At 63.6% G+C, this 23925-nt stretch carries 21 protein-coding genes; 6 read left to right on the top strand and 15 right to left on the bottom strand.

The features are described from left to right. Nucleotides 1-3 precede the first annotated feature (3 nt). The 5 genes from JVX98_RS04860 to JVX98_RS04880 form a co-directional block, all read right to left on the bottom strand. Nucleotides 4-873 carry a fumarylacetoacetate hydrolase family protein gene (locus JVX98_RS04860; RefSeq protein ID WP_205235996.1) on the bottom strand — a complete coding sequence of 290 codons (870 nt, stop codon included), beginning with the start codon at nt 871-873 and terminating at the stop codon, nt 4-6. Beyond that, on the bottom strand, nt 870-2306 hold the full coding sequence (locus JVX98_RS04865; RefSeq protein WP_205235997.1) for a pyridoxal-dependent decarboxylase: 1437 nt from the start codon (nt 2304-2306) through the stop codon (nt 870-872). Before JVX98_RS04865 ends, JVX98_RS04860 begins: the two co-directional genes overlap by 4 nt. Before the next feature lie 52 nt (nt 2307-2358). Beyond that, a complete protein-coding gene (gene hpaD / locus JVX98_RS04870) occupies nt 2359-3339 on the bottom strand; it encodes a 3,4-dihydroxyphenylacetate 2,3-dioxygenase (RefSeq protein ID WP_192451154.1) in 981 nt (326 codons plus the stop codon). Nucleotides 3340-3372: 33 nt separating this feature from the next. Then, entirely contained in the window at nt 3373-4890 is a 1518-nt protein-coding gene (gene hpaE / locus JVX98_RS04875) for a 5-carboxymethyl-2-hydroxymuconate semialdehyde dehydrogenase (protein WP_205235998.1), read from the bottom strand. A 65-nt stretch (nt 4891-4955) separates the two neighbouring features. Then, complete coding sequence (locus tag JVX98_RS04880; protein ID WP_205235999.1) at nt 4956-5348, bottom strand: 5-carboxymethyl-2-hydroxymuconate Delta-isomerase; 393 nt, start codon at nt 5346-5348, stop codon at nt 4956-4958. 108 nt (nt 5349-5456) lie between these two features. Here JVX98_RS04880 and hpaR point away from each other — a divergent pair, with 108 nt between their 5' ends. After that, nucleotides 5457-5945: a homoprotocatechuate degradation operon regulator HpaR gene (hpaR, locus tag JVX98_RS04885; RefSeq protein WP_043612226.1), complete on the top strand. Its 489-nt coding sequence runs from the start codon at nt 5457-5459 to the stop codon at nt 5943-5945. 23 nt (nt 5946-5968) lie between these two features. On the opposite strand, the gene JVX98_RS04890 is transcribed toward hpaR, so the two are convergent. The 6 genes from JVX98_RS04890 to JVX98_RS04915 are packed head-to-tail and all read right to left on the bottom strand — an operon-like array spanning nt 5969 to nt 12336. Continuing rightward, the gene (locus JVX98_RS04890) at nt 5969-6976 is read right to left on the bottom strand and encodes a phosphotransferase enzyme family protein (RefSeq protein ID WP_205236000.1); all 1008 of its coding nucleotides are present in this window, start codon (nt 6974-6976) and stop codon (nt 5969-5971) included. A gap of 7 nt (nt 6977-6983) precedes the next feature. After that, nucleotides 6984-8267 (bottom strand): aspartate aminotransferase family protein, encoded by a 1284-nt coding sequence (locus tag JVX98_RS04895; RefSeq protein ID WP_205236001.1) that lies wholly within the window; start codon nt 8265-8267, stop codon nt 6984-6986. 4 nt (nt 8268-8271) lie between these two features. Further along, the gene (locus JVX98_RS04900) at nt 8272-9627 is read right to left on the bottom strand and encodes an aspartate aminotransferase family protein (protein WP_205236002.1); all 1356 of its coding nucleotides are present in this window, start codon (nt 9625-9627) and stop codon (nt 8272-8274) included. Nucleotides 9628-9629: 2 nt separating this feature from the next. Beyond that, a complete protein-coding gene (locus JVX98_RS04905; RefSeq protein WP_205236003.1) occupies nt 9630-10292 on the bottom strand; it encodes an HAD family hydrolase in 663 nt (220 codons plus the stop codon). Between the two features lie 8 nt (nt 10293-10300). After that, nucleotides 10301-11554: a Tm-1-like ATP-binding domain-containing protein gene (locus JVX98_RS04910; RefSeq protein WP_205236004.1), complete on the bottom strand. Its 1254-nt coding sequence runs from the start codon at nt 11552-11554 to the stop codon at nt 10301-10303. Beyond that, nucleotides 11554-12336 carry an IclR family transcriptional regulator gene (locus tag JVX98_RS04915; RefSeq protein WP_192451146.1) on the bottom strand — a complete coding sequence of 261 codons (783 nt, stop codon included), beginning with the start codon at nt 12334-12336 and terminating at the stop codon, nt 11554-11556. The genes JVX98_RS04910 and JVX98_RS04915 overlap by 1 nt, the downstream gene beginning before the upstream one ends. Nucleotides 12337-12634: 298 nt before the next feature. On the opposite strand from JVX98_RS04915, the gene JVX98_RS04920 reads away from it, so the two are divergent. Next, nucleotides 12635-14086, top strand: a complete 1452-nt coding sequence (locus JVX98_RS04920; protein ID WP_205236005.1) for an APC family permease — start codon at nt 12635-12637, stop codon at nt 14084-14086. A 69-nt stretch (nt 14087-14155) separates the two neighbouring features. Next, nucleotides 14156-15634, top strand: coding sequence for an aldehyde dehydrogenase (locus tag JVX98_RS04925; RefSeq protein WP_205236006.1), 1479 nt, complete (start codon nt 14156-14158; stop codon nt 15632-15634). Nucleotides 15635-15675: 41 nt separating this feature from the next. On the opposite strand, the gene JVX98_RS04930 is transcribed toward JVX98_RS04925, so the two are convergent. Beyond that, entirely contained in the window at nt 15676-16578 is a 903-nt protein-coding gene (locus JVX98_RS04930; RefSeq protein WP_205236007.1) for a LysR family transcriptional regulator, read from the bottom strand. A gap of 174 nt (nt 16579-16752) precedes the next feature. On the opposite strand from JVX98_RS04930, the gene JVX98_RS04935 reads away from it, so the two are divergent. Both JVX98_RS04935 and JVX98_RS04940 read left to right on the top strand, forming a co-directional pair. Further along, the gene (locus tag JVX98_RS04935) at nt 16753-18480 is read left to right on the top strand and encodes an amidohydrolase family protein (protein ID WP_246764802.1); all 1728 of its coding nucleotides are present in this window, start codon (nt 16753-16755) and stop codon (nt 18478-18480) included. A 162-nt stretch (nt 18481-18642) separates the two neighbouring features. Further along, nucleotides 18643-19350: a YitT family protein gene (locus JVX98_RS04940; RefSeq protein ID WP_043614046.1), complete on the top strand. Its 708-nt coding sequence runs from the start codon at nt 18643-18645 to the stop codon at nt 19348-19350. Nucleotides 19351-19432: 82 nt separating this feature from the next. On the opposite strand, the gene JVX98_RS04945 is transcribed toward JVX98_RS04940, so the two are convergent. The 3 genes from JVX98_RS04945 to JVX98_RS04955 all read right to left on the bottom strand — a co-directional run bounded on the left by JVX98_RS04945 (nt 19433) and on the right by JVX98_RS04955 (nt 22918). Next, the gene (locus JVX98_RS04945; RefSeq protein WP_205236009.1) at nt 19433-20686 is read right to left on the bottom strand and encodes a diguanylate cyclase; all 1254 of its coding nucleotides are present in this window, start codon (nt 20684-20686) and stop codon (nt 19433-19435) included. 148 nt (nt 20687-20834) lie between these two features. Then, the gene (locus JVX98_RS04950; protein WP_192451139.1) at nt 20835-21347 is read right to left on the bottom strand and encodes a flavin reductase; all 513 of its coding nucleotides are present in this window, start codon (nt 21345-21347) and stop codon (nt 20835-20837) included. Between the two features lie 8 nt (nt 21348-21355). Continuing rightward, nucleotides 21356-22918 carry a 4-hydroxyphenylacetate 3-hydroxylase N-terminal domain-containing protein gene (locus JVX98_RS04955; RefSeq protein WP_205236010.1) on the bottom strand — a complete coding sequence of 521 codons (1563 nt, stop codon included), beginning with the start codon at nt 22916-22918 and terminating at the stop codon, nt 21356-21358. 94 nt (nt 22919-23012) lie between these two features. Between JVX98_RS04955 and JVX98_RS04960 the strand changes: the two genes are divergently transcribed. After that, nucleotides 23013-23891 carry a helix-turn-helix domain-containing protein gene (locus tag JVX98_RS04960; RefSeq protein WP_205236011.1) on the top strand — a complete coding sequence of 293 codons (879 nt, stop codon included), beginning with the start codon at nt 23013-23015 and terminating at the stop codon, nt 23889-23891. The last annotated feature ends 34 nt before the right edge of the window (nt 23892-23925 follow it).

Below are 23925 nucleotides of genomic sequence, written 5' to 3' on the forward strand. Positions count from 1 at the left end.
CGATCAGGCCTCGTCGGCAATGGGGTTGATGAGGGTGCCGATGCCCTCGGCCTCGACCTCGACGATGTCGCCGGGCTTCAGCCAGATCGGCGGATCGAAACGGGCACCGGCGCCGGTCGGTGTGCCGGTGACGATAACGTCGCCGGGAACCAGCGTCGTGAAGGTCGAGACGTAGCTGATGATTTTGCGGAAGGAGAAGATCATCCGGCTGGTGCGATCCTGTTGGCGCACCTCGCCGTTCACCCGCGTTTCGAGCTTGATATCGGCAAGCTGGGCCTCGTCGGTGAAGGGCACCAGCCAGGGGCCGATCGACCCCGTGCGGTCGAAATTCTTGCCCTGGGTGACATTGAACTTGGCATGGCGAACCCAGTCGCGGATCGTGCCTTCGTTGCAGAGCGACAGTGCCGCGATATGGTCGAGTGCGCTCGACTCGGGAATGCGTCGACCGCCCTTGCCGATGACGATGACGATCTCGCCTTCATAATCGAACTGTGGGCTTTCCGGCGGGCGGATCAGCGGCTGGGCGTGCCCGGTGAAGGAGCGCGGAAAACGGATGAACAGCGAAGGATTGGAAGGTGCCGTCTGCCCGTCCTTGTACTCTTCGTTGCGGTCGGGGAAGTTGACGCCGACGCAGATGATCTTTTCCGGTGCCGGCACCGGGATTTCGTAGCGAACGTCCTTAAGCGACAGGTCCGGCGACATTCCCACTGCGTCGTCGGCGAACCGGGCAAGGGCGCCCGCCTCGATCACTTCGCGCAGGGTCGGGAAGGTCGATCCGTAGCGTTTTGAGAGGTCGATCAGGCCGTTGCCGGAAACGAGACCGTAGCCCCGTCTGTCTCCGAGCGAAAAGGTGACGAAACGGGGAGGGGTCATCGGGAAGCCTTCGTCTTTTCGTGTTGTCCTTCGAGCGCTGCGGCGACCTCGGTAATGACGTCGAAGGCCACCTCGGCATCTTCCTCCATCATGTCGAACTGGCCGGCCTGGAAGCGGATTGCGACGTGGCCGTCGACGCGGGTCTGGGTCAGGTAGATGCGGCCGTCGTCGTTAATCGCGTTGACCAGCGCGATGTTATGGGCATCCGCATCGCCCTGGCTGCGATGACGGAACGAAAACAGCGACAGCATCGGCGGCGTGATGATCTCGAAATCCTTGTGGCTGCCCAACCGCTCCGCCAATTGTTCCGACCAACGCACATGGTTGCGGATCATCGTCTGCAACCCGTCGAGTCCGTGGAAGCGCAGCAGGAACCAGAGTTTCAGCGCGCGGAAGCGCCGGCCGAGCGGGATCGTCCATTCGGAATAGTTGATGATGCCGTCGCGGCCATGGGTCTTCAGATATTCCGGCTGGATCGCGAGCGTTTTCACCAGATCGCCGGGACTGCGGATGAAATGCGCCGAGCAGTCGAACTGCGCACCCAGCCACTTGTGCGGATTGAAGACGACGGAATCCGCCGTCTCGACGCCGGTCCAGAGGTCGCGAAACTCTTCGCAGATCATCGCGGCCCCGGCCCAGGCGGCGTCGACATGGACGTAAAGACCGTGCGCATGCGCGACCCGCACGACCTCGGCGATGTCGTCACAGGCGCCCGTGCTGGTGCCGCCGGTGCAGGCAATCACGCCAGCCGGCAACAGGCCTGCCGCCTTGTCCTTGAGGATGGCGGCTTCCAGCGCGCCGGTGTCCATCGCGCGTCGTGGTCCCTTGGCCGGAATGCGCACGAGGTTTTCCTCGCCAATACCTGAAACCCAGATCGCCCGGTCGATCGAGGTGTGGACCTGGTCGGAGGAGTAGATGCGGAGCTGCTGCTGGCCGGAAAGTCCCTTCTTGTTGCCCTGCCAGCCGAGCGCCTTCTCGCGCATGACCAGCACGGCAGAGAGCGTCGCCGAGGAGGCGGAATCCTGGATCACGCCGGAAAAGCCTTCGGGCAGCCCGATCGCCTGGCGCAGCCAGTCGAGCACCTTGGTCTCAAGCTCGGTCGCTGCCGGCGAGGTCTGCCAGAGCATGCATTGCGCCGCCATGGCGGTGACCAGATATTCGGCGACGACAGAGACCGGCGCGGCATTTGCCGGGAAGTAGGCGAAGAAGCGCGGATGCTGCCAATGGGTCATGCCGGGCAGGATGATCTTCTCGAAATCCTCGAAGATCGCCTCCATGTCCTCGCCCGTCTTCGGCGGCTGCGACGGGATCTGGGCGGCGATCGCGCCCGGTGCCGTCTGTGCCCGCACCGGCCGGTCGCGCAACGACGCGCGGTAGTCGGCGCCCCATTGCGCTGCCTTCAGCGACCATTCTCCGAAACTTTTCTGATCCATGTGCGTCCTCCCGTCTGCTCTCTGGCTCTACCCGACCCTTATCTCCAAACCGTCAAGGCGCGACGATCGGCTGGGCTTTCAGGATCGAGTCGCGGATCTCGGCGCCGGCGAAGGCACTGCCTTCCTCGAACCAGGATTTTGGCGCCGGCGCGCCCCAGAGCGTCTGGCGCTGAGGGTCCTTCAGATCCCACTTGATTGGCTCGAGATCCGGGTCGACGGTTTGGTAATCCGAGCAATAGATCTCGATGCGGTGGCCATCAGGATCACGGACATAGAGGAAGAAGGCGTTGGAGATGCCGTGGCGGCCGGGGCCGCGCTCGATATTGGCAAGCCAGCCGGAGGTCGACATCAGGTCGAGCAGGTCGATGATGTTGAGCGGCGTCGGCACCCAGAAGGCGGTGTGGTGAAGGCGCGGACCGCGGCCGTTGGTAAAGGCGATGTCGTGCACGCCGCCCTTGCGATGGGTCCAGGCAGCCCAGAGACGCCCCGTCTCCTCGTCGGCGGTGTATTCCGTCACCCGGAAGCCGATCTCGTTGTAGAAGGCGACAGCTTCGTCGACATTGGGCGAGAAGCAGTTGAAGTGGTCGATGCGGAGCGGCTTCACGCCGCGATAAAGGGCGTACTTCTGGTGGATTGGTGGCAGGCGGTCCATCTTCGAGTAGAACTCGAGCGGGATGCCCTGGGGGTCACGGGTGCGGAAAGTGCGCGCCTGATACGGGCGCTCGATCCACTCGACCGGCAGATCCTTGGTCTTAAAGAAATGCGCGGCCTTTTCGAGGTCCTCGTCGCCAAAAACCTTGAAGCCGAGGTCGCGTGCTTCTGCCGATGCCGCCTTCTTGAGGATGATGCAGTGGTGGCCGCGCTCCTCCATGGCCCGCAGATAAATGGTGTCCGCCGTCTCGTCGGTGACCTGCAGGCCGAGCACGTCGACATAGAAGGCGCGGGACTTGGCGAGATCGGTGACGGCGAGCTCCACATGGCTCAGCCGCACGATGTTGAAGGGCGGGTGAAGGTTCGGTTTCGGCAAGGGCATTGATGTCTCCTCCAGAATATTCTGCCAGCGCGCTCAACCGCCGAGCTTGGCGATCGCATGCGCCGAGCTGGCAAAGGCGATGTTCTTGGTTTCCATGTAAAAGTCGAACGACCAGTCGCCGCCGTCGCGGCCAATACCCGAACTCTTGACGCCGCCGAAGGGTGTCGGCAGGTGGCGCACGTTTTCCGAGTTTACCCAGATCATGCCCGCTTCGAGGTGGTCGGTGAAGCGGAAGGCGCGGGTGACGTCGGAGGTCCAGAGGTAACCGGTCAGGCCGTATTGTGTGTCGTTGGCGAGCGACAGTGCCTCCGCCTCGTCCTTGAAGGGGATGGCGGTCAGCACCGGCCCAAAAATTTCTTCCTGGGCGATGCGCATGCCGTTGTTGGCGCCGGTAAAGAGCGTCGGGGTGACGTAGCAGCCACCGCCAGGGCCTTGGAATTTCTCGCCACCCGCAGCAACAGTCGCCCCTTCCTCGCGGCCGATGCGGATGTAGTCGAGCACCTTCTTCTCGTGCACAGGGTGAATGAGCGGGCCGACCACGGTCTCGGGGTCGAGCGGATGACCGACCTTGATGCGCTTGGCTTTTTCGGCAACCAGTGCGGTGAAGCGATCGTAGATGCTGTCTTCGACGAGGAGCCGCGAAGACGAGGTGCAGCGTTCGCCGTTCAGCGAATAGATCATGAAGACGGCGGCGTCGGCGGCGCGTTCGAGATCGGCATCGGCAAAGACGATGACAGGGTTTTTGCCGCCAAGTTCGAAATGCACGCGCTTCAGCGTGTCGGCACCCTGCCGCATGATCATCGAGCCGGTGCGGCTTTCGCCGACGAAGCCGATCGCCTTGATATCCGGATGTTCGGTGAGCGCCCGGCCGGCATCTTCACCGAAGCCGTTGACGAGGTTCCAGACACCCTTCGGCAGGCCCGCTTCCTCGGCGATCTCCACCAGCAGCCGCGCCGTCAGCGGTGAGAATTCGGCCGGCTTGTGCACGACCGTGCAGCCGGCGGCGAGCGCCGGGGCGATCTTCCAGGTCGACAGCATGAAAGGTGTGTTCCACGGGGTGATGATGCCGACCGGGCCGATCGGCACGCGCGTCGTCATGTTGATCTGGTTTCCGCCGCGCAGCACCTTGCCGTCGCGCGCCTCCGGCGCCCGGTCGGCAAAGAAGCGGAAGTTTTCCGCACCGCGCAGCGCCGCCTTGGCCATGAACTTCAGCGACTGTCCGGTATCCATGCACTCGACGAAAGCGATCTCCTCGGCGCGGGCGACGATCGCGTCGGCGATTTTGTGCAGGAGCTTCTTGCGCGTCTCGCCGGGCATCGCGGCCCATTCGGCGAAGGCCGCTTTCGCAGCCTTGGCGGCGCGGTCGATATCGGCTGCCTTGCCACGCGCGATCTTTGCCAGCGGCTTCAAGTCGACAGGCGAGATTGTCTCGAAGGTCTCGCCATCGAGCGAAGGGATTGCCTCGCCGTTGATGTGGTTGAGCACGCCGTCGCTTTTGAAGCGGGCAAGGTAGCGTTCCGCCTTGGCGAGATTTTCGTCGAGCTTGGACATGGTGTTCTCCGATGCTGGCGCAGACCTTCGCCGCGCACTGCCGTGTTTTTGTGGGAGGGCCGCGCTCAGCCTTTGGAGGCGCGCAGCCTGGGGTGAATGGCGTTCTTCTTCCAGCTCAGATCCGGGTCGATCTCACGGATTTCGAGGCTGAGGGCGAAGTGCGGCGTGGCGAAAAGCGTGGAAAGTTCGTCGCTCACGGCCTTGAAGATCGCTTCGCCGGTCGCCTTCTTCTCAGCTTCCGTACGCCCGCGGCCGATGCGGAGGGACATGTCGATGAAGCCGTTCTCGGGCAGAAGATCGGCGATCGCGTAGTCGAGGCTCCGGATCGTGCGCACCCTGACCGCACCGAGCTCGAAAAGGCCGGTGCTGAGGATCGTCCTGTGAACGGTCCGGCAAAGCCGGGCAAAGTCGACCTTGGTGTCGAGATTGCCGGAATATTCGATTGTCAGGTGCGGCATCTTTCCTCCCGATGCGCCATGATTTAATTAACACGTTAATGAAATTGGCGACCGTGTCAAGTAACTCTCTTTCAGCACTTGTGGCTGACAATTGCGGAATGACGGAAAATGTCCGATAGAGCGCTTATGAGCCGTGAGAAAACCAAGACCGATCTCGGTCCCGACGCCCTTTTGCCGCACAATACGCGCCGATCGCTGCCGATCGCGCTGCTGCGAGCGCGCGAAGCGGTCATGGCGCATTTCCGCCCGATGCTCGCCCGTCACGATATCACCGAGCAGCAATGGCGGGTAATCCGCATCCTCGCCGAGGCTGGCCGGGTCGATGCTTCCGAAATGGCCGACAAGGCCTTCATCCTGGCGCCGAGCCTCACGCGCATTATCCGTTCGCTCGAAGAGCGCGGCCTGATCACCAAGCACAAGGACGCCGACGACGGACGCCGCGTGCTTCTGGAGATCGCGCCCGAGGGCATGCGGGTGATCGCCGATGTCAGCCCGGAAAGCCGCGCGATCTACGAGCAGCTCGAAGCTCGCTATGGCCACGAACGTGTCGAAGTTCTGCTCGACATGCTCGACGAGCTTGCCACCCTCAACGACTGAGGGCTTCGACAGCGCCCGGATCATCATAGAGCCAGTTCTTCGGCAAGCGTCAGCGTCTCGTCGGCGTAGTGGCGGACGCGCTCGCGGGCGCCTGGCAATTCCGGTCGTGCGGCAAACCAGCCGATATAGGTGAGGCTGCGAAGCACGAGAAAAAGCGGCAGGTGGGAGAGCGCTTCGTCCGGCAGGGCACGGCGGCTGCGATAGCCTGAGATCAGCGCGGATTGGATCGCCTCGTACGCCGGCTCGCGGCGGTTCTTCAACAGAGCGGTGGCGATGTCGAACAGGCGAAAACCATGGCCGGCATCATCGAAATCGATGAAGGTCACGGCGTTCTCGGCGACCAGAACGTTTTCCCGAACAAGATCCGCATGGATCAGCCCAAAATCCTGAGCCGGCGTCGGCAGCGTTGCCACGTGCCGTCGGAGATCATGCCGCAAGGCCGAAAGCCCGGCCGCCTGCGCCGAAGAAAGGCCGTCGCAGTCCCAGAACCTTCCCCAAAGCGGTCGCTCGCCAAGCAGCCCGTCCGCGTCCCAGGCTGGACGCCAGAACTCCGCAGGCGGCGCCCAGCGGTCGGCAATGTCGTGCATTCGCGCCATCGATGCGCCGAGTGCGGCAAAGATCGTGCTGAGCATTTCCGGCGGAAGGGCCAGCGCTTTGCCGCTTTCGCCCAATGGTTCGCCGCCCATCCAGCCGATGACATCGGCGTGCTGCGCGGCAAACACTCCATCTTCCGGCAGAGCGACAAGCAACCGCCCGTCCACTGCCGTGATCGGCTGCGGCACAGCAAGACCGCCATCGCCGAGTGCTGCCATCCATTGCAGTTCCGAGCGGAGCGAATCCTCGCCGTGATAGCCGGCACGGTGCAGCCGTAGCGCCGCCGGGCGACCATCGCCAAGCCGGACGCGAAACACCGCGTTTTCGCGGTATTTCAGAAGTTCCGGCCGTTGGTCGGAGACGCCCCAGTGCGTAAGCGCCTGGCAGGCGCGCCTGTCGAGCGCGGCGCGAAAGTGCGGAGGCAGGTCGGCGACCATCGTCGGATCACAGACCCGAAAGCACGTCGTCGAGCGTCGACAGCATGAAGTCGGCGTTGTCGCGCGTGAACGGCATCGGCGGCCGGATCTTCGTCGTGCATTGGTGGATGCCGAGCTTGCCCATCAGGATGCCGCGGTCGCGCATGCCGTTGATTACTCGGGTCGCGAGATCGCTGTCCGGCGTTTTGGCTCCGCGGTCGGTGACGAGTTCTGCGCCGAAGAACAGGCCGCTGCCCCTGATGTCGCCGATCACCCCGTGCTTGTCCGCAAGTCGCGTCAGGCCCGCCTTGGCGTAAGAACCCACCGTGACGGCGTTTTCGATGAGCTTCTCGTCTTCGATCACGTCGAGCACCGCCATGGCCGCGGCACAGGATACCGGGTTGCCGCCGAAGGTGTTGAAGTAGCGAAACGCTTTGCGGAAGGCGTTGAGCGTGTCGGCCCCCGCCACCACGCCACCGATCGGATGACCGTTGCCCATCGGCTTTCCGAGCGTGACGATATCGGGGACGAAACCTGCCTTCTGGTGTCCCCACATATGGCCGCCGGTGCGGCCGAAGCCCGGCTGGACTTCGTCGGCAATCACAAGGCCACCGGCCTTTCTGACGGCGGCGATGGCGCCATCGAGAAAGCCCGACGGCAATGCCGGAAAGCCCTCATTGGCAAAGAAGGGATCGATGATCAGCGCCGAGAAGCCGTGCGGGCTCTCTTCAAGCGAGGCGATCGCCTCTTCTACCTTGGCGGTGAAGGCGGCGGCAAAGGCGGCACCCGGTTCGCGCCCAAGCGGCCGGTAGCTGTCGGGCGCCGGCACGTGGCGCACATGGCCGCCGAAGCCGCCGACCGGCGGCATGCGGGTCGAAAGCTGCGACACGGCCGTGGTGTTACCGTGATAGGTATGATCGGTGGCGATCACTCCGGTCCTGTCGGTCACGGCTTGAGCCATGCGCAGCGCCACGTCGTTCGCTTCGCTGCCGGTGCAGGTGAGGATCGCCGTATCGAGGCTCTTGTCGAAGGTGGCGGTCAACCGCTCGACATAGTCGAGTATGCCTTCGTGCAGGTAGCGGGTGTGGGTGTTGAGGATCGACGCCTGCCTTGCGATTGCCTCGGTCACCCGCGGGTGGCAATGACCGACATGCGGCACATTGTTGTAGCAGTCGAGATAGCGGCGGCCGTCGGCGTCATAGAGCCAGACGCCTTCGCCGCGCACCAGATGCACCGGCTGCTCGTAAAACAGCGACATGTTGCGCCCGAGCAGCCGCTCGCGGCGCGCGATCAGATCCGCGTTGTCGGCCATCGCGTTATCCCCTTGCGGCGGTCAGGCCGGCGTCGAGCGCCGAGAGGATACGGGTGACGTCAGCGGCGGTGATCACCAGTGGCGGCGACAGGATGACGTTGGCGCCGGACGTCCGCACCATCACGCCGGCGTCATAGGTCACGTCCTGGACCCTTTGGACCACATCCTTCGCGGCACCGGTCTTCTTGTCGCGATCCGAAACCAGTTCGAGCGCGCACATCAGACCCTTGCCGCGCACGTCGCCGATCAGTTCGTGCCTCTCCTTGAGTGCTTGAAGACCGGCCATCAGCTCCTCGCCGCGCGCGCAGGCATTCGCCGCCACGTTCTGCTTGCGTGTCTCCTTCAGCGTTGCCAGCGCTGCCGCGGCGCCGACCGGATGGCCGGAATAGGTGTAGCCGTGTCCGATCGATCCGGCGGCCGTCTTGTTGCTTTCGAAAGCTTGCGCCACCTTTTCGGCGATCATCACGGCGCCGAACGGATAGTAGCCGTTGGTGATCGCCTTCGCCGTCGACATGAAATCCGGCTTCACGCCAAAGAGACGCGAGCCGGTCCAGGCGCCGGTGCGACCGAAGGCGGTGATCACCTCGTCGGCTACGAGCAGGATGCCGTGGCGGTCGCAGATCTCGCGCATCAGCGGCATGAAGGTTTCGTGCGGCACGATCACGCCGCCGGCGCCGAGCACCGGTTCCATGATCAGCGCGGCGATCGTGTCAGCGCCCTGGAAGGCGATCTCGTCCTCGAAAAGCCGGGCAATCGCCTTCGCAATGACGGCGCCGTCGGTCGTGTCGAAGGGGTTGCGGTAGGTGTAGGGCGCCGGCAGGTGAAAGACGCCCGGAAGCAGTGGCTCGTAGTTGCGGCGGAAATTGGCGTTGCCGTTGACCGAGGCGCCGCCGAAATGGGTGCCGTGATAGCCCTTCTTCAACGCGACGAACTTGGTGCGCTCGGGCTGGCCGTTGAGCTTGTGGTACTGGCGGGCAAGCCTGAGGCAGGTCTCGACGGAATCCGAGCCGCCCGAGGTGAAGAAGGAGCGGGTAAGGCCATCCTCGCGGAACCATTCGGCGAGCTCGTAGGAAAGCTCGATCAGCGGCGAATTGGTAGTGCCGCGGAAAGTCGAATAGTAGGGCAGCTCGTCGAGCTGGCGGCGGATCGCTTCCTTCACCGGTTCGCAGGAATAGCCGAGATTAACGTTCCAGAGGCCGCCGACCGCGTCGAGCACCTTCTTGCCGTGGATATCGACGATCTCGACGCCTTCGCCGGCATTGATGATGCGCGGTGGCGTCGCCTGCATCTCGGCCGGATGCGCCATCGGGTGCCAGAGATGGCGGGCGTTGTTCTCGATGAGGAAGTTGGTTTCGCGCATGGTCATGCTCCTGTCAGTTCAAGGCCGAGCATCTGAAGCGCTCTGGCATAGCTTTCCGCGGGGCGGGTGACGTCGAAATGGACGTGAGGCAGGCCGACGGCCCGCGCACCCTCGATGTTCTTCAACTGGTCATCCACGAAGACGCAGGCCTCGCGCGGCAGGTTGAGCTGGCTCAGCACCAGCTCGTAGGCGCGGGGGTCCGGTTTCAGGATGTTGGTGTAGGTGGCGTCGACGATCGTCTCGAAGCGATCGATCAACGGGAAACGCTCGCGGAACGCGATCCCGTAAAAGAGATCGAGCTCGTTGGAGAGGATCGCAAGCCGGATGCCGGCCCCATGGGCGGCGAGGATCGCGTCGCGTGCCTCCGGTCGGAGCACGAGTTCCGGCTCCGCCCCGCGCGCCCGCTGCACGAAGGTCTTCATGTCGCTCCAGTCTTCGCCGAGCAACTGGCCGACCTCGCTGGTGCGCGTCGTCCAATAGTCCCGTTCGGTGATCTCGCGCCGCTGCATGGCCGCCCAGAGCGGATCGGTGGCGGGTTCGAACGGCCCGCGCCAGGTGAGCGTACCGGGCTGAAGCCCGAGGGTGCGTTCGGTGACGTCATGGGTCTCGAACAGCGTGCGGGTGACGACGCCGCCGAAATCGAGGATGAGGGCCTTGGCGCTCATGTTCGTTCTCATGGCCGGCCCTCGGGCACGATGCCGCGCGCCACCCAGTCGTCGAAGATTGCCAGCGCTGCCATCGAAAACTCAGGCGCGTTGATATGGCTGTCGACCTCGTGCAGCGCGATGCCTGACGGGATGGAACGGCGCATCTCGTCGATGAAGGCGCCGAGCGCATCCGGTTCGTGGAGCGGCTCGTCCGGTTGATCCCACTCCTGAATGCCCTTCAGCGGCAAGATGAAGGCGACCTCCGCCTCGGTGTCGGCAAGTTTGCCGCCGATGACGCGGGCGATCTCGCGCCGCCCTTCGGCCGAGGTGGTCACGGAGCCGAGCAGCCGGTTGTGGGCGTGATAGGGACGGTCGGCGAAAGCGTCCGGAACGGGCTGCCAGGCCGGCAGGTCGACCATGTCGACGGCGCCGGGTGCGATGATCTGCGGGATGCCGGCGCGTCCGGCATTCTCCAGCCGGTCCGGTCCTGAGGTGACGACCGTGCCGTGGTGATGGTTGCTGACCTCCTGGATGCAGAAGTCGAAGACAGCGGTGAAGCCCTTCTCAGCGGCGATCGCCTCGAAGGCGCGCCCGCCCATGCCGGTCGAGTGGAAGACCGCGACGTCATAGCCGCGACGTTCGAGCTCGGGCTTCAGGTATTTCATGTATTTGAGGCAGCTCGACCCGAGCGAGGTCATGCCGATCAGCGGCCGCGATCCGTCCGGCTTTGTACCGAAACGGGCCGCACCGACGACCGCGCCGCAGGCCTGTGAAAGAACGGAACGGCAGATGCCGTTGAGACCGTAGAGACCGCCGGCCCAGAGGATCATCATCAGGTCGGGGGCGATGCGCTCCGGCGGAAGCAAGTGCGAATAGGCAATTGTTGAGACGATGAATTTCGGCACGCCGAGCGGCAGGGCAGCGGCAACATCGAGCGCGAGATCGGTGCCCATGGAACCGCCAAGAATGATGACACCATCGGCCTGGCCAGCCTCGTAGAGCGAGCGGGTGAGGGCGCTAGCACCTTCTGCCATCAGCGCCATGGCGCTGTGTTCGTCGCCGCTGGATGCGATCGCGGCGATGGTGACGCCGGCCGCTTCGGCGATGTCGTGGCGCGAGTATTCCGGCTGGTAGGGCGGGTCGCCGAGAATGCTGACATCCATCATCACAGGCAATCCGCCGGCTTCGCGGATGACGGACGCCATGAACTGGAGTTCGTCGCATTTGGTGTCTCCCGTACCCACGACCAGGATATTGGGGAGACGGTTCATCGCATTCATCAGCCGGCCCTCCTTGCCAGCGGATCGGCAGCAACCTGCTCCAACCCGAAAAGTCTTTCGGAAATGCGCCTGGCCGTTGCCATCGCGGCGCGGCCCATCTGTTCCACCGTCTCCTTGTCGGCCCGTGTCGCGGGGGCGGCGATCGCGATCGCGCCAACCGGCGTGCTGCCGGGCGCTCGGATCGGGGCGGCGACACTGACGACGCCGGTTTCGAGCCCGTGATGGCAGATCGAGTAGCCGCGCCGGAGCGTCTCGCCGAGTGTCTGGCGCAGCGCCGCCGGGTCGGTCAGCGTGTGGTCGGTAAAGGCTTGAAGCGGCGCCGACAGCGCCGCATCGATGTCCTTCTGCGGACAGAAGGCGAGAAAACCGAGGCCGGATGCGGTCGCGTGGAAGGGCAGGATGCTGCCGACATCGACGATGACGCGATGGGCGCGCTGCGAGTCTTCCACATGGACGGTCGAGAGGCGGCCGGCTGCGTATTCGGAGAGGTGAACGGTCTCGCCCGCAAGGCCTGCGAGTTCCCGCGCAAAAGGCGTCGCGACGCTCAGATATGGAAAACGCGCCTCGCGGATGCGGGCAAGCCGCACCGGCGCGCCGCCGAGCCGATAGCGCCGCGTTTCCGTGTCCTGCTCGACGAAGCCGTGTTTTTCCAGTTCCACGAGGAAGCGTCTGGCCGTCGCCTTGTCGAGCCCACAGTGGCGGGCGATGTCGCTCAAACCCGCTTCCTTCTCCAGGCGCGAGATCGCGTCGAGCAAAGTCAGGGCCTTACCGATGGTGCTCATCCATTCCTCCGTTGTCGAGCGCCCCGTCAGTCCTCTCGCCTGTTCCCTCCTAAGGAGCGGTAGGCCCGCTCTCCCGGTCGTTTTGGGTCGAGATACTTAACATGCGAAATAACTTGACAGGGCCAGATGCAATTTGCAAGTCTATATTTGAAGCTGAGGTTCAAATAATGAACCGAAAGACTTGCGCGGCAAAGACAAAAAGCAAGCCCCGCGCCTCAAGTCCGCTTCAGGGAGCAGCCGCCGGAGAGAAGGACCGGAGGCGAAAAGGCGTTCGCGCCAGCAAGGGGAGCTTAAGACCATGACCAATTCACCCACGCCCGTGACCGGGGCGAACCAATTGCGCAAGAACGCCCTCGGCGTCGGCGCCGTCACCTTTCTCGTCGTTTCCGCCGCCGCACCGCTGACCGCGGTTGCCGGCGGCGTTCCATTGTCGATGATGCTCGGAAACGGTGCGGGCATTCCCGGCACCTTTCTGATTGTCACGCTGATCTTGCTGTTGTTTTCCGTGGGCTACGTCGCGATGGCGCGGCACATCCGAAACGCCGGTGCCTTTTATGCCTATACGGCCCAGGGCCTCGGCGGGCTGATGGGCGGTGCCGCCGCGATGATCGCGATCCTCGCCTATAACGCCATGCAGATCGGGGTCTTCGGCCTCTTCGGCGCGGCGACGGCAGGGCTCTTCGCCGGCCTGGGGATAGATTTCCCCTGGTGGGTCTGGACTTTCGCCGGCATCGCAGCGGTCGGCATTCTCGGCTATCGCCGTGTTGACCTTTCGGCCAAGGTGCTGACCGTCCTCGTCATCCTCGAATATCTGGTCGTGCTCGTCATCGATGTCGCGATCCTCGCCAAGGGTGGTGACGGCGGTTTGGGCACGGTCTCGTTCACCCCCTCGGCCATCCTCTCCGGCTCGCCTTCGATCGGCATTCTCTTCTGCTTCGCCGCCTTCATCGGTTTCGAGGCGACGACGATCTACAGCGAAGAGGCCCGCGATCCGGAAACGACCGTACCGCGCGCGACCTATATTTCCGTGCTGATCATCGGCATTTTCTACATGTTCACATCCTGGCTGATGGTGAACGCTGCCGGTGCCGACAAGCTGGTGCCGGAACTGCAGGGCCTTGCCGATCCGACCACCTTCCTCTTCGGTCTTGCCGAGCGTTTTGCCGGTGGCTGGCTGCCGCCGCTGATGAACGTGCTCTTCGTCACCAGCCTTTTTGCCGGCGTGCTGGCGTTCCATAACGGTGTCGCGCGCTATCTCTACGTCGCCGGCCGCGAGCGGCTGCTGCCGGCCTCGATCGGCGTGACCCATCCGGTCTATCACAGCCCGCATGTCGGCTCGCTGATCCAGACGGTGATTGCCGTGCTGGTCGTCGCGCTCTTTGCGGCTACGGGCCAGGACCCGGTGCTGGCGCTCTTCTCCTGGCTGACGAATGTCGGCACGCTTGCGGTCATGACGCTGATGGCCTTCACCGCCTTTGCGATCGTCGCCTTCTTCGGCCGCAATCCTGGACTTGAAACGAACCCGCTGGTGACCAAGGTCATTCCCGTCGTCACCGGCCTGATCCTCGTTGCCGTCATCATCGCGATTGCCGCCAATTTCGGCGATCTCGCCGGCGCCACCGGCATGCTCGCCGTCTTCCTGCCGGGGCTGGTGGTGATCTTCGGGGTCATCGGGCTCTTCCTGGCGGCATCGCTGAAATCGGGCAACCCGATCGAGTTCGCCCGCCTGGGCGCCGGCCAGGAGATCTGATCTCTCGGGGACATCGCCTTTGGGCATGGTGGCTCGCCGCCATGCCTGCAACAAACGGGACAGGACACCATGCAGGACAAGATCGATCAATTGCGCAACCTGCCCGTCGCGGCTCAGAAACTGTTCATCGGCGGCCGTTGGCAGGAGAGCCTCTTGGGCGTGACGCTCGACGTCGTCTCGCCGATCGACGGTCGGCATCTGACGACGATTGCCGATGCGGCAGCCGGTGACGTCGATGCGGCGGTTCGCGCGGCGCGCGCCGCTTTCGAGAAGGGAAGCTGGTCGAAGGCTGCCCCGGCGCAACGCAAAAAGGTCCTGACGCGCATTGCCGAGATCATCGAGGCGCACGCGCTGGAACTGGCCGTTCTCGGCGTGCGCGATAACGGCACCGAAATCTCGATGGCGCTGAAGGCGGAGCCAGGCAGTGCTGCCGGCACATTCCGCTACTATGCCGAGGCGCTCGACAAGGTCTATGGCGAAATCGCGCCGACGGCCGACAATATCCTCGGCCTCATTCATCGCGAGCCGATCGGCGTGGTCGCCGCGATCGTTCCCTGGAATTTTCCGCTGATGATCGGCGCCTGGAAGATCGCGCCGGCGCTTGCCGCCGGCAATTCCGTCGTGCTGAAGCCAGCCGAGGGCGCATCGCTTAGCCTGCTGAGGCTCGCTGAGATCTGCGCCGAGGCCGGTTTGCCCGAAGGCGTGTTGAATGTCGTCACCGGCCGCGGCGCGACGACGGGCGAAGCGATCGGGCTTCACGGCGATATCGATGTACTCGCCTTCACCGGTTCTGGCGGCGTCGGTCGTCGGCTGCTCGAATATTCCGCCCGCTCGAACCTGAAGCGCGTCTATCTCGAACTCGGCGGCAAGTCGCCGAACGTCGTCTTTGCCGACGCACCCGACCTCGACCAGGCCGCACGCATTTCCGCCTATGGCATCTTCCGCAATTCCGGCCAGGTCTGTGTCGCCGGCTCCAGGCTCCTAGTTGAGCGCTCGATCTATGAAGCCTTCGCAGAGAAGGTGGCGGCGATCGCGGCCGGTCTGAAGTTCGGCGACCCGCTGCTTCTTTCGACGGAGGCCGGCGCCATCTCCAGCGATGCGCAACTTCAGAAGAACCTCGAATTCGTCGGCGAGGCCGAAGGGGAAGGCGCGCGCCTGCGCACTGGCGGCAAACGTATCCTCAAGGAGACCGGCGGCTATTATATGCAGCCGACCGTTTTCGACGTTCAGCCGGAGATGAAGCTGGCAAGGGAAGAGGTCTTCGGCCCCGTGCTCGCGGTCATTCCCTTCGACGACGAGACGGACGCGCTCCGGATCGCGAACGCGACCGAGTACGGTCTCGCGTCGGCCGTCTGGACCGCAAACCTGTCGCGCGCGCACCGCATGGTACGCGGCATCCGCGCCGGGGTCGTGCACGTCAACACCTATGGCGGCGCTGACAATACGGTGCCGCTCGGCGGCGTCAGACAGTCGGGCAACGGTCACGACAAGTCGCTGCACGCGCTCGACAAATACACCGACTTGAAGACGGCCTGGATTCAACTCTGACCCGGACGAGAAACCGTATCGGCGTTGGGCCGGGTAGCCGGCTATTCCACCGTCGTCCGCAAAGCCCGGATGATCTCCTCGGCAAACATCGCGGCGGCGAGGCCATGGCCGCGCCTTTCCCGCTGCACCAGCGAAAGCACGTTCTTGGCGAAAGTCCGGTCGCGGATCTGCAGGTAGGTCAGCACGCCGTTTCGCTGTTCCTCGGTAATGTCGAATTTGCTGAGGAAGGCGATGCCGTCGCCGGCCGCGGCGAGAAACTTCATCGCCTCGATGGAGTTGGTGAGATAGCTCGGCTCGACCGTTAGCCCAGCCTCGGCGAAGGCGTCCGCGACGATGCCATGGATCTGCATCGACTTGTCCGCGAAGATCAGCGGGTAGGGCTGGCAATAGGCAAGCGGCAGCGTCTCCATGCCGACGAGCGGATGTTCCGGCGCCACCACCGCGCCGAGGCGGGTGTCCATCTTCCAGAGTGTCTCGAGCTGCGGCGTAGACGGGAGATTGAAGGCAAAGCCGAGATCGGCCTCGCCATCGGCCACCGCCTGGGCGATATCGCGGGCAAACATCACCCGGATCGTGATCTTGAGACGCGGATGGCGTGCGCCGAAGATCGCGGCCACCTTCGGCACGATGCCGCCCGCAAGGCCGTTCATTGTGGCGATGATCACCTCGCCGCTCTGCAGCGCCTTGATATCGCGGATCTCGGCCTCGACCTGGCTGTATTCCTTCATCGTCCGGCGCACATGCGCAACGAGGATTTCGCCGGCCGGCGTCAGCCTCAGGCCACGCGGCAGCCGCTCGAACAGCGGTTCGCCGATGTCTTCCTCAAGCTGCAGCACATGCTTGTTGATGGCCGAGGCAGCGACGTTCAGCCGCTCGCTCGCCCCGCGGATCGAGCCTGAGCGCGCCACCTCGTCGATGTAGCGCAGTACGCGTGAATGCAGCATGGCCATCCCTCACAATCGTTCTCGAAAAGCGAACGGTATGAGCAGAAAATACTGCTTTTCGGAAGCGGTGCAATGACTTCTTATGGTTGGCGAGGGCGCGCTGCCGGCACCGCACCCGCTGAGAATGGCGGGTTGTCGGCAGGCGCCGACGACTATGAAAGTGGAGGATTATTCGTGAACCAGACTGAAGCCGCGCATTACGAAAAGGTGCGCGCCATCTTCGATATCCTGAACGGCGAGAGGGAAGCGGATCTTCTCCTGAAGAACCTGAACATCCTCGATGTCCATGGGGAGACCGTCTACCAGGGATCCATTCTCGTCTATGACAAGCGCATCGTTGCGCTCAACCCGGACGAGACCGTCTTGAAGGTCAGGCAAGTCTTCGACGGCAAGGGTCTTTACGCGATCCCCGGCCTGATCGACGCGCATATTCATTTCGAATCCCAGCTCGCGCATCCGACGGCACTCGCCGAAGCGATGGTGCCCTGCGGCACGACCACGATCTATGCCGAATGCCTGGATCTCTTGAGCGCTGCAGGCAAGGAAGGCATCGAAGCCGCCGAGAAACTCTTCAAGGATTACGATCAACTGCCCTACCGGCTCTATGCTTTCGCGCCGGGCAAAAAGACGGCGGCGTCGGTAACGGAAGCAGTGCTCAAGATGGAGCCGGTGATCGGCCTCGGGGAATTCGAGCATTTCACCTACAGTTCCGGCAACGATGACGATTTCCGCAAGGCGGCCTGGGTTCGCGCCAAGGGCGGCTTCATGAACGGCCACTGGGGCGTCACCGCGCTCTCCGACATGATCCTCAACTACCTGCCGGCGATCGGCGTCTCCAACAATCACGACGTCTGGAACGAGAAGGATATCGAGAAGAGCATTCGCTACGGCTTCCCGACGCACATCAAGTTCGGGGTCGGCAGCAGCGAGGTGATCAAGGTGCTGTTGCGCGCGATCGTCGACCGCAAATGGCCGACCGACAACTTCATGCTGTGCACCGACAACATCTCGATCGAGCGACTGCTGACGATGGGCCACATGGACTGGATCATTTCGCTTTGTGCAGAGATGGGCATCAACCCCATCCACGCGATCAAGATGGCGACCTACAACACTGCCCGCTCGTTCCACATGGAAGACAGGATCGGTTCGCTGACGCCTGGCCGCTTCGCCGATATCGTCTTGACCGACAGTCTGTCGAAGATCAATCCGCTCTACGTGTTCAAGGACGGCGAACTGGTCGCAAAGGACCGCAAGCTGCTGAAGAATGCCGACATCGACTATTCCGGCATGTGCAAGGACGGCGTTACCGGTCTTGCCGATCTCTCGCCGGAGCAGCTCGACATCGTGCCCCTGGAGGTGACGGAAGACGGCACGCAGGCCAAGGTCTATCTTTTCGACGTCTACGGTCGCGGCCACGCCAAATTCTACCAGGAAATCTGGGTGCCGCTGAAGGATGGCAAGGTCGTTGCCGAGCACGAGGGCAAGAAGTTGAGCCGGCTGTCGGTCGTCCAGCGTTATGCCGACGGCAAGCGCCATGTGGTGAACGGGCTGTTCAAGGGCGTGCATGTCGATCGCGGCGCGGTCGCGACCTTCTGGCCGGCGCCGAAGCCCTATTTCGTCGCCGTCGGTCAGGACAGCGCCGAAATGTGCCATTGCCTCAAGCGGGTCGATACCCATGCCGGCGCCTGCATCGTCACCGAGGAGAAGGTGGAGAAGGCCGTCATGCCGCTCGAGATCTATGGCGTCATGGCAAACATGAGCGTCGACGAACTGACGGCCAGCGCCGCGGCGATCGACGCAGCGCTCGAAGCTCTCGGCAACCGCAACGAAGGCGAACCGGTGGTCAACAAGCTGCTCAGCCTGTTCATCTCGTTGCACCGGTTCCGCTTCATGGCCTAGAGCCGTTCAGGAAAAGGAGACGGACGTTTCGGCGTCCGTCCGCCAGGAAAGTGGCGTGCTGTCCCGACAACAGGTGGCACGCCGAGGGATTAAAAAGCGCATCGCTGAGGGGGCGATGGGCAGGCGGGGCAACAAACCCGCATCGTTTCGAGGGAGGAAACAATGGCACACAATGCGGCGGAAGCCGAAATCGTCGATACCGGTAGCCTGACGCGGCGCTGGATCATGTATGTCGTCGGCATCTACGTGCTGACCTTTGGCGTCAGCCTGGCGATCCGGGCCGGCATCGGCATTTCACCCCAGAGCAGCCTGACGCGGACCATGACGCTGGTCTATCCGCCCTTCAGCCAGGGCACCTACAACTTCATGCTCGAACTGATCATGCTGTTCCTGACCTATCTGGTCTTGCCGAAGGACTTCAAGCTCAAGAACTTCGCGTCGCTGATCCCGGCTTTCGTGCTGGCGGTCTTCCTGGATTTCAACCTGGGCATCACCGAGTTCATCAAGCTCGAAGCCTATCCAGTCCGGGTGGCTTTGCTGGTCTTCGCCGACGCGGCGCTCGCTTTCGGCCTGTTCCTGATGATCCGCGCCAATCTCGTGCTGATGCCGATCGACATGTTCGTCAACACGATCTTCAAGCGCACCGGCTGGAAGTGGGGCAACATCAAGACTGGCTTCGACTGCACGCTGCTGGTGCTCTCCGCCTGTATAGGCCTGCTCTTCCTCGCCGAGGTCAAGTTCATCCGCGAGGGTACGATCCTGAACGCCATTCTCGTCGGTCAGTACATCAAGCTCTACTTCTTCCTGTTCAAGAAGTTCCAGGGCAAGCCTGCGCCGTCGCCGAAGGGCCTGGAGGCGGCCGCGGAATAGCATCCCGCAATAATGCGAGAGGGGGCGCCTAACCGGCGCCCCTTCATCATGTGTCGTGATGGATGCCCATGGGCGAACAGGCCTATCCGAAAGCGAGTTCGAGGTTCTGCCGGTCCCGCGCCACCACCTGGCACTTGGTTTCGAAACCATCACCGGCAACGACCAGGACGAGTTCGGGCGGTATACCGGCGGAATTCGAAACCGTAACCGCGGCGCCATCGGCGCCCAGCGACCGGATGGTGCAGTCGATCCGCGAATGCCTGTCATCGAAGAGGATGGTGCCGGCCTTCAGCACGCGCTGGCGCGGGCCGAGCGGATAGCCGGCTTCGAGACTGCTCCATTCGACGCAGCGGTTTCGCCCTCCGGCCTTGGCGAGATACATCGCCGCATCCGCCTGGGCGAGCAGCGTGGCGCCATCCCTGCTCTTGGTCGAAAGGGCGGCGGTGCCGAAGCTCGCGGTTACCGCCAGTTGGCCGAAGTCGCCGTGGATCGTCTGGGCGGCGATCGCTGCCCGCAGCTTTTCCGCCGCGGCCAGCGCTCCCCTCGTGTCGACATGCGGCAGCATGATCGCGAATTCCTCGCCGCCGAGCCGCCCAAAGAGGTCGCTTGCTCGCAGGTTTGACTGGCAGATGGAGGCGACTGCCTTCAAGACCTCGTCTCCCGCCGCATGCCCGTGGGTGTCGTTGACACGCTTAAAGTGGTCGACATCGAGGACGATGCAGGACAGATCATGCTGGTGCCGCACGGCAAGCGAGATCAGCTTGTCGGCTTCCTCGCGAAAGGCGCGCCGCGTCAGCGTCCCGGTCAGCCCGTCCGTCGCGGCCGAGCGGAGCAAATCGATTCGGTCCATCGCCACGCCCGCCAGTTCCGTCAGGATCGCAAGATTCGTCGCAGTGAACTGTCGTGGCGCGCGGTCGATCGCACACACGGTCCCCACCGTATGTCCGTCCCGCGTCTTCAGCGGAACGCCTGCGTAGAACCGGATATGTTCGGGGCCGGCCACGGCCGGGTGCTGCGAAAAGCGTGCATCCTTCGTCGCGTCGTGGACGACGAGAGGCTCCTCGGACGCGACGACATATCGGCAGAAGGTGTCTTTGCGCGGGACCTCGTCGGCCGAAAGGCCGGAGCAGGCCTTGTACCATTGGCGATGCGCATCGACCAAGGAGACGATGCCGATATCGATGTCGAAGACCTGTTTGATCAGCCGTACGACGCGTTCCAGGCCTTCATCCCTGGGCGTGTCGAGGATATCGAGATGTCCAAGGGCGGCCAAGCGATCGAATTCCCTGCCTTTCGCGTCCATCGTCGGACGTCCGGCTGGCCTAGCCATCACCATTCCGTTTTCCTTTCTCATTCCGCGCCTGGCAATAGACGCGTTTCGGGGAGAAAACAAAAGGCGCTGAAGAGCAACTGGATGTGGATTGCGTCGGCTCTATGGCGAAAGATGCGGTGTTGGCACCCGAACCGCGGTGCCGCGTCCGCGCCTAGCCGCCGAAACTTCCGAGCTGGGTCGGCACGTGTACGTAGTTGCGGTCGAAGTAGAGCAGCGCATTGCCGTCGCTGCGCGAACGGATGCCGACGACCCGGCCGATCAGGATATGGTGGGTGCCGAGGAGCCGCGCCTCGGCCAGTTCGCAGTCGAGCGAAACGATCGCATCCTTAACCGCGAAGCTTCCGGAGCTCATCTCCACCCAGTCGGCCGCTGCATAACGGGCGGCCATGTCCTGCGTCGCGCCGGCGAAATGGCCGGCGAGGTCCCGGTGGTCGTGGCTGAGTACATTGACGCAGAAGCGCCGGTTCTCGATGAACAGGCCGCACTGGGTGGAGTTGCGGTTCATGCAGACGAGCAGCGTCGGCGGCTCGTCGGTCACCGAGCACATGGCGGTAGCGGTGAACCCGCCGCGTCCGGCGGGTCCGTTTGTGGTGATGACGTTGACCGGCGCGCAGACCCGCGCCATGGCGTTGCGAAACTCCGTCTTTGAAACAAGCGGCTCCATGGCGGACCTCATTCGGCGGCGTTGCTGAGAACTTGGCCGTCGCTCAGCGGCGGCAGCCAGGTGTTGCCGGTCCAGCCGTTCTCGTCATAGTCGGCCATGCACTGGTCGACGAGCGCTTCCATCTCCTTCAGCCGCCCGCCACGCTCGGCGCCTTTCAGCACCTGCAGCCGCACTTCTTCCGGCGCGCCGGCATAGTTCAACTCATAAAGCGCGTGGCGGCCGCCAAACTCGGTGCCGGTCGCATCCCACAGCAGCTTCATGATCTTGATGCGCTCGATATGGCCCATGTCGTTGGAGCCGCGCACATATTGCGCCAGGTAACGATCGATTTCCGGATTGCCGAAGTCGCGCGCCGAGGACGGCAGGTAGATCAGGCCCGACGCGATTACCCTGCGGATCGTCTCGACGACCCGCGGATAGGCCTCCGACATGAAGGTGCGATAGGAAAGGGCGGCCTCCAGATTGGGAAGCACGGCGCCGTCGGCCCAGGGGATGGGGTTGTGCGCCATGGCGTTGGAGAAGCTCCAGAACATGTGACGGAGCGCGATGACCTCGCCGAGTGCTGCCTGGTTGCCACGGAACGCATCGCCGCCGGTCGCCTTCAAAGCCTTGGCGAGCAGGCCGGCGAGGAAATCGAGCTTCACCGCAAAGCGAGTGCAGCCCTGGAAGCAATAGCCGTGCATGAAGCCGGAGGCGGGGTGGAAGGAGAGGATCTTGGCGGCGTCCCTGAGGACCAGCACGTCCTCCCAGGGCACGAAGACGTTGTCGAGCACCAGGATCGCGTCGTTCTCGTCGAAGCGCGACGACAGCGGATAATCGAAGGGATGGCCGACCGTGTTGGCCGTCTGCTCGTAGGAGACGCGGCAGAACATCTTGATGCCTGGCGCATTCATCGGCACGATGAACATGACGGAGAGCGAGGGATCCTCCGTCACTGTCGCCGAGCTTTGCGCCAGGAAATTATAGTGCGTGAGCGCCGAAGACGTGGCGACCACCTTGGCGCCGGAGACGTAGATGCCGGCATCGGTTTCCTTGGTGATGTGAACGAACACGTCCTTGACCGCATCCGCCGGCTTGTGGCGATCGATCGGCGGATTGACGATCGCGTGGTTCATGAAGAGCGCGGCTTCCTGGGCGCGTCTGTGCCAGGCGAGCGCATTGTCCTTGAACGGCCCGTACCAGTTGGCATTGGCGCCCAGCGTGTTCATCAGCGCCGCCTTGTAATCGGCGGTGCGGCCCATCCAGCCATAGGACATGCGCGCCCATTCGGCGATCGCGCCCTGCTGGGCCGCCAGGTCGGTGGACGAGCGGGCGACGCGGAAATATTTGTGGGTGTAGCCACCGGAACCGGTGTCGGTCGGTGACGTCAGAATGTCTTTCTTCGCCGGATCGTGCAGCGCGTCATAGAGGCGTGCAAGCGACCGGGCGGAGTTGCGCATGGCAGGATGACTGGTGACGTCGTGCACGCGCTCGCCGTTGATGTAGACCTCGCGGCCGTCGCGCAGGCTCTCCAGATATTCGGCGCCGGTAAAGGGCCGCGTCCGGTCGGCGCGGAAATCCTCTGCTCTCATGTTCTCCTCCCTTGAGTTTCGTCAAGGCTAGGCGTTGAAATCGTCAGCCGCCATGGACAGAATGGCAAAATGACTTGGACTTTTTCGGGTGGGTATGAGCAGCAGCATTCCAAGTTTCTTCGTCTACGGCGAGCCGGAGCAACAGCTCGAGCCCGGGTTCTTCCACGTCGAGACGGTGATGGCCCGGCGCGGCCTGCATCAAGGACAGGTGAAGGCGCACAAGCACGACCAGATGGGGCAGATCACCTACTGGCTGAGCGGCGGGGGAACCTACTTCATCGATGACAAGCCATTGGACTTTTCCGCGCCCGCGGTCAGCTTCGTGCCGAGCGGCATCGTGCACGGCTTTTCGGTCGACCGGGAGACGAGCGATGCGGTCGTCGTTTCGGTCGCCGACGGCGCGCTGCTCTCGATCCGCGAGAACTCGACGCTGGCGCTCGATAGGCCGACGATGATCCGTGGCGACAGTGAAGACCGGCATTGGCGCCGCCTAGCCGAACTGCTCGATATCGTCGCCGACGAATATGCCGGGGGTGCTCCCGGCACCCAGCGGATGCTGGCGTCTCTGGTTACTGCGGTGCTGACCCAGATCGCCCGTCTGGCGGCGGCCACGCCGGACACCGCCCAGCCGACGCAGGCGATGTTGGCAACGGAATTGCGCCGGCTCATCGACCTGCGGTTCCGCGAGAACTGGAGCGTCGGGCACTACACCGAAGCGCTCGCCACCACCCCGCACCTGCTTGCCAAGGCGAGCAGGGACGCCTTCGGCATGCAAGTCAAGGAGCTGATCAACGAGCGTCGATTGCTCGAGGCCAAGCGTTTGCTGCTCTTTACCGTCCGGCCGCTCGAAGACATTGCCTATGAGATCGGCTTTGCCGATGCCGCCTATTTCTCGCGCTTCTTCCGCCTGCGTGTCGGCGCGGCGCCGAGCGACTGGCGCCGGGCGCGCGTGGGCTCAATAGGAGCCGGCTAAGTCACCGGCCCCGAGAGGTATCGGCAGGGCTGAC

Source organism: Ensifer sp. PDNC004, from assembly GCF_016919405.1.
Classification (GTDB): domain Bacteria; phylum Pseudomonadota; class Alphaproteobacteria; order Rhizobiales; family Rhizobiaceae; genus Ensifer.

Coding starts and splice junctions, on each gene's coding strand:
- JVX98_RS04860 (WP_205235996.1), bottom strand. CDS start 873: ATGACCCCTCCCCGTTTCGTCACCTTTTCGCTCGGAGACAGACGGGGC.
- JVX98_RS04865 (WP_205235997.1), bottom strand. CDS start 2,306: ATGGATCAGAAAAGTTTCGGAGAATGGTCGCTGAAGGCAGCGCAATGG.
- hpaD (WP_192451154.1), bottom strand. CDS start 3,339: ATGCCCTTGCCGAAACCGAACCTTCACCCGCCCTTCAACATCGTGCGG.
- hpaE (WP_205235998.1), bottom strand. CDS start 4,890: ATGTCCAAGCTCGACGAAAATCTCGCCAAGGCGGAACGCTACCTTGCC.
- JVX98_RS04880 (WP_205235999.1), bottom strand. CDS start 5,348: ATGCCGCACCTGACAATCGAATATTCCGGCAATCTCGACACCAAGGTC.
- hpaR (WP_043612226.1), top strand. CDS start 5,457: ATGTCCGATAGAGCGCTTATGAGCCGTGAGAAAACCAAGACCGATCTC.
- JVX98_RS04890 (WP_205236000.1), bottom strand. CDS start 6,976: ATGGTCGCCGACCTGCCTCCGCACTTTCGCGCCGCGCTCGACAGGCGC.
- JVX98_RS04895 (WP_205236001.1), bottom strand. CDS start 8,267: ATGGCCGACAACGCGGATCTGATCGCGCGCCGCGAGCGGCTGCTCGGG.
- JVX98_RS04900 (WP_205236002.1), bottom strand. CDS start 9,627: ATGCGCGAAACCAACTTCCTCATCGAGAACAACGCCCGCCATCTCTGG.
- JVX98_RS04905 (WP_205236003.1), bottom strand. CDS start 10,292: ATGAGCGCCAAGGCCCTCATCCTCGATTTCGGCGGCGTCGTCACCCGC.
- JVX98_RS04910 (WP_205236004.1), bottom strand. CDS start 11,554: ATGAATGCGATGAACCGTCTCCCCAATATCCTGGTCGTGGGTACGGGA.
- JVX98_RS04915 (WP_192451146.1), bottom strand. CDS start 12,336: ATGAGCACCATCGGTAAGGCCCTGACTTTGCTCGACGCGATCTCGCGC.
- JVX98_RS04920 (WP_205236005.1), top strand. CDS start 12,635: ATGACCAATTCACCCACGCCCGTGACCGGGGCGAACCAATTGCGCAAG.
- JVX98_RS04925 (WP_205236006.1), top strand. CDS start 14,156: ATGCAGGACAAGATCGATCAATTGCGCAACCTGCCCGTCGCGGCTCAG.
- JVX98_RS04930 (WP_205236007.1), bottom strand. CDS start 16,578: ATGCTGCATTCACGCGTACTGCGCTACATCGACGAGGTGGCGCGCTCA.
- JVX98_RS04940 (WP_043614046.1), top strand. CDS start 18,643: ATGGCACACAATGCGGCGGAAGCCGAAATCGTCGATACCGGTAGCCTG.
- JVX98_RS04945 (WP_205236009.1), bottom strand. CDS start 20,686: ATGGTGATGGCTAGGCCAGCCGGACGTCCGACGATGGACGCGAAAGGC.
- JVX98_RS04950 (WP_192451139.1), bottom strand. CDS start 21,347: ATGGAGCCGCTTGTTTCAAAGACGGAGTTTCGCAACGCCATGGCGCGG.
- JVX98_RS04955 (WP_205236010.1), bottom strand. CDS start 22,918: ATGAGAGCAGAGGATTTCCGCGCCGACCGGACGCGGCCCTTTACCGGC.
- JVX98_RS04960 (WP_205236011.1), top strand. CDS start 23,013: ATGAGCAGCAGCATTCCAAGTTTCTTCGTCTACGGCGAGCCGGAGCAA.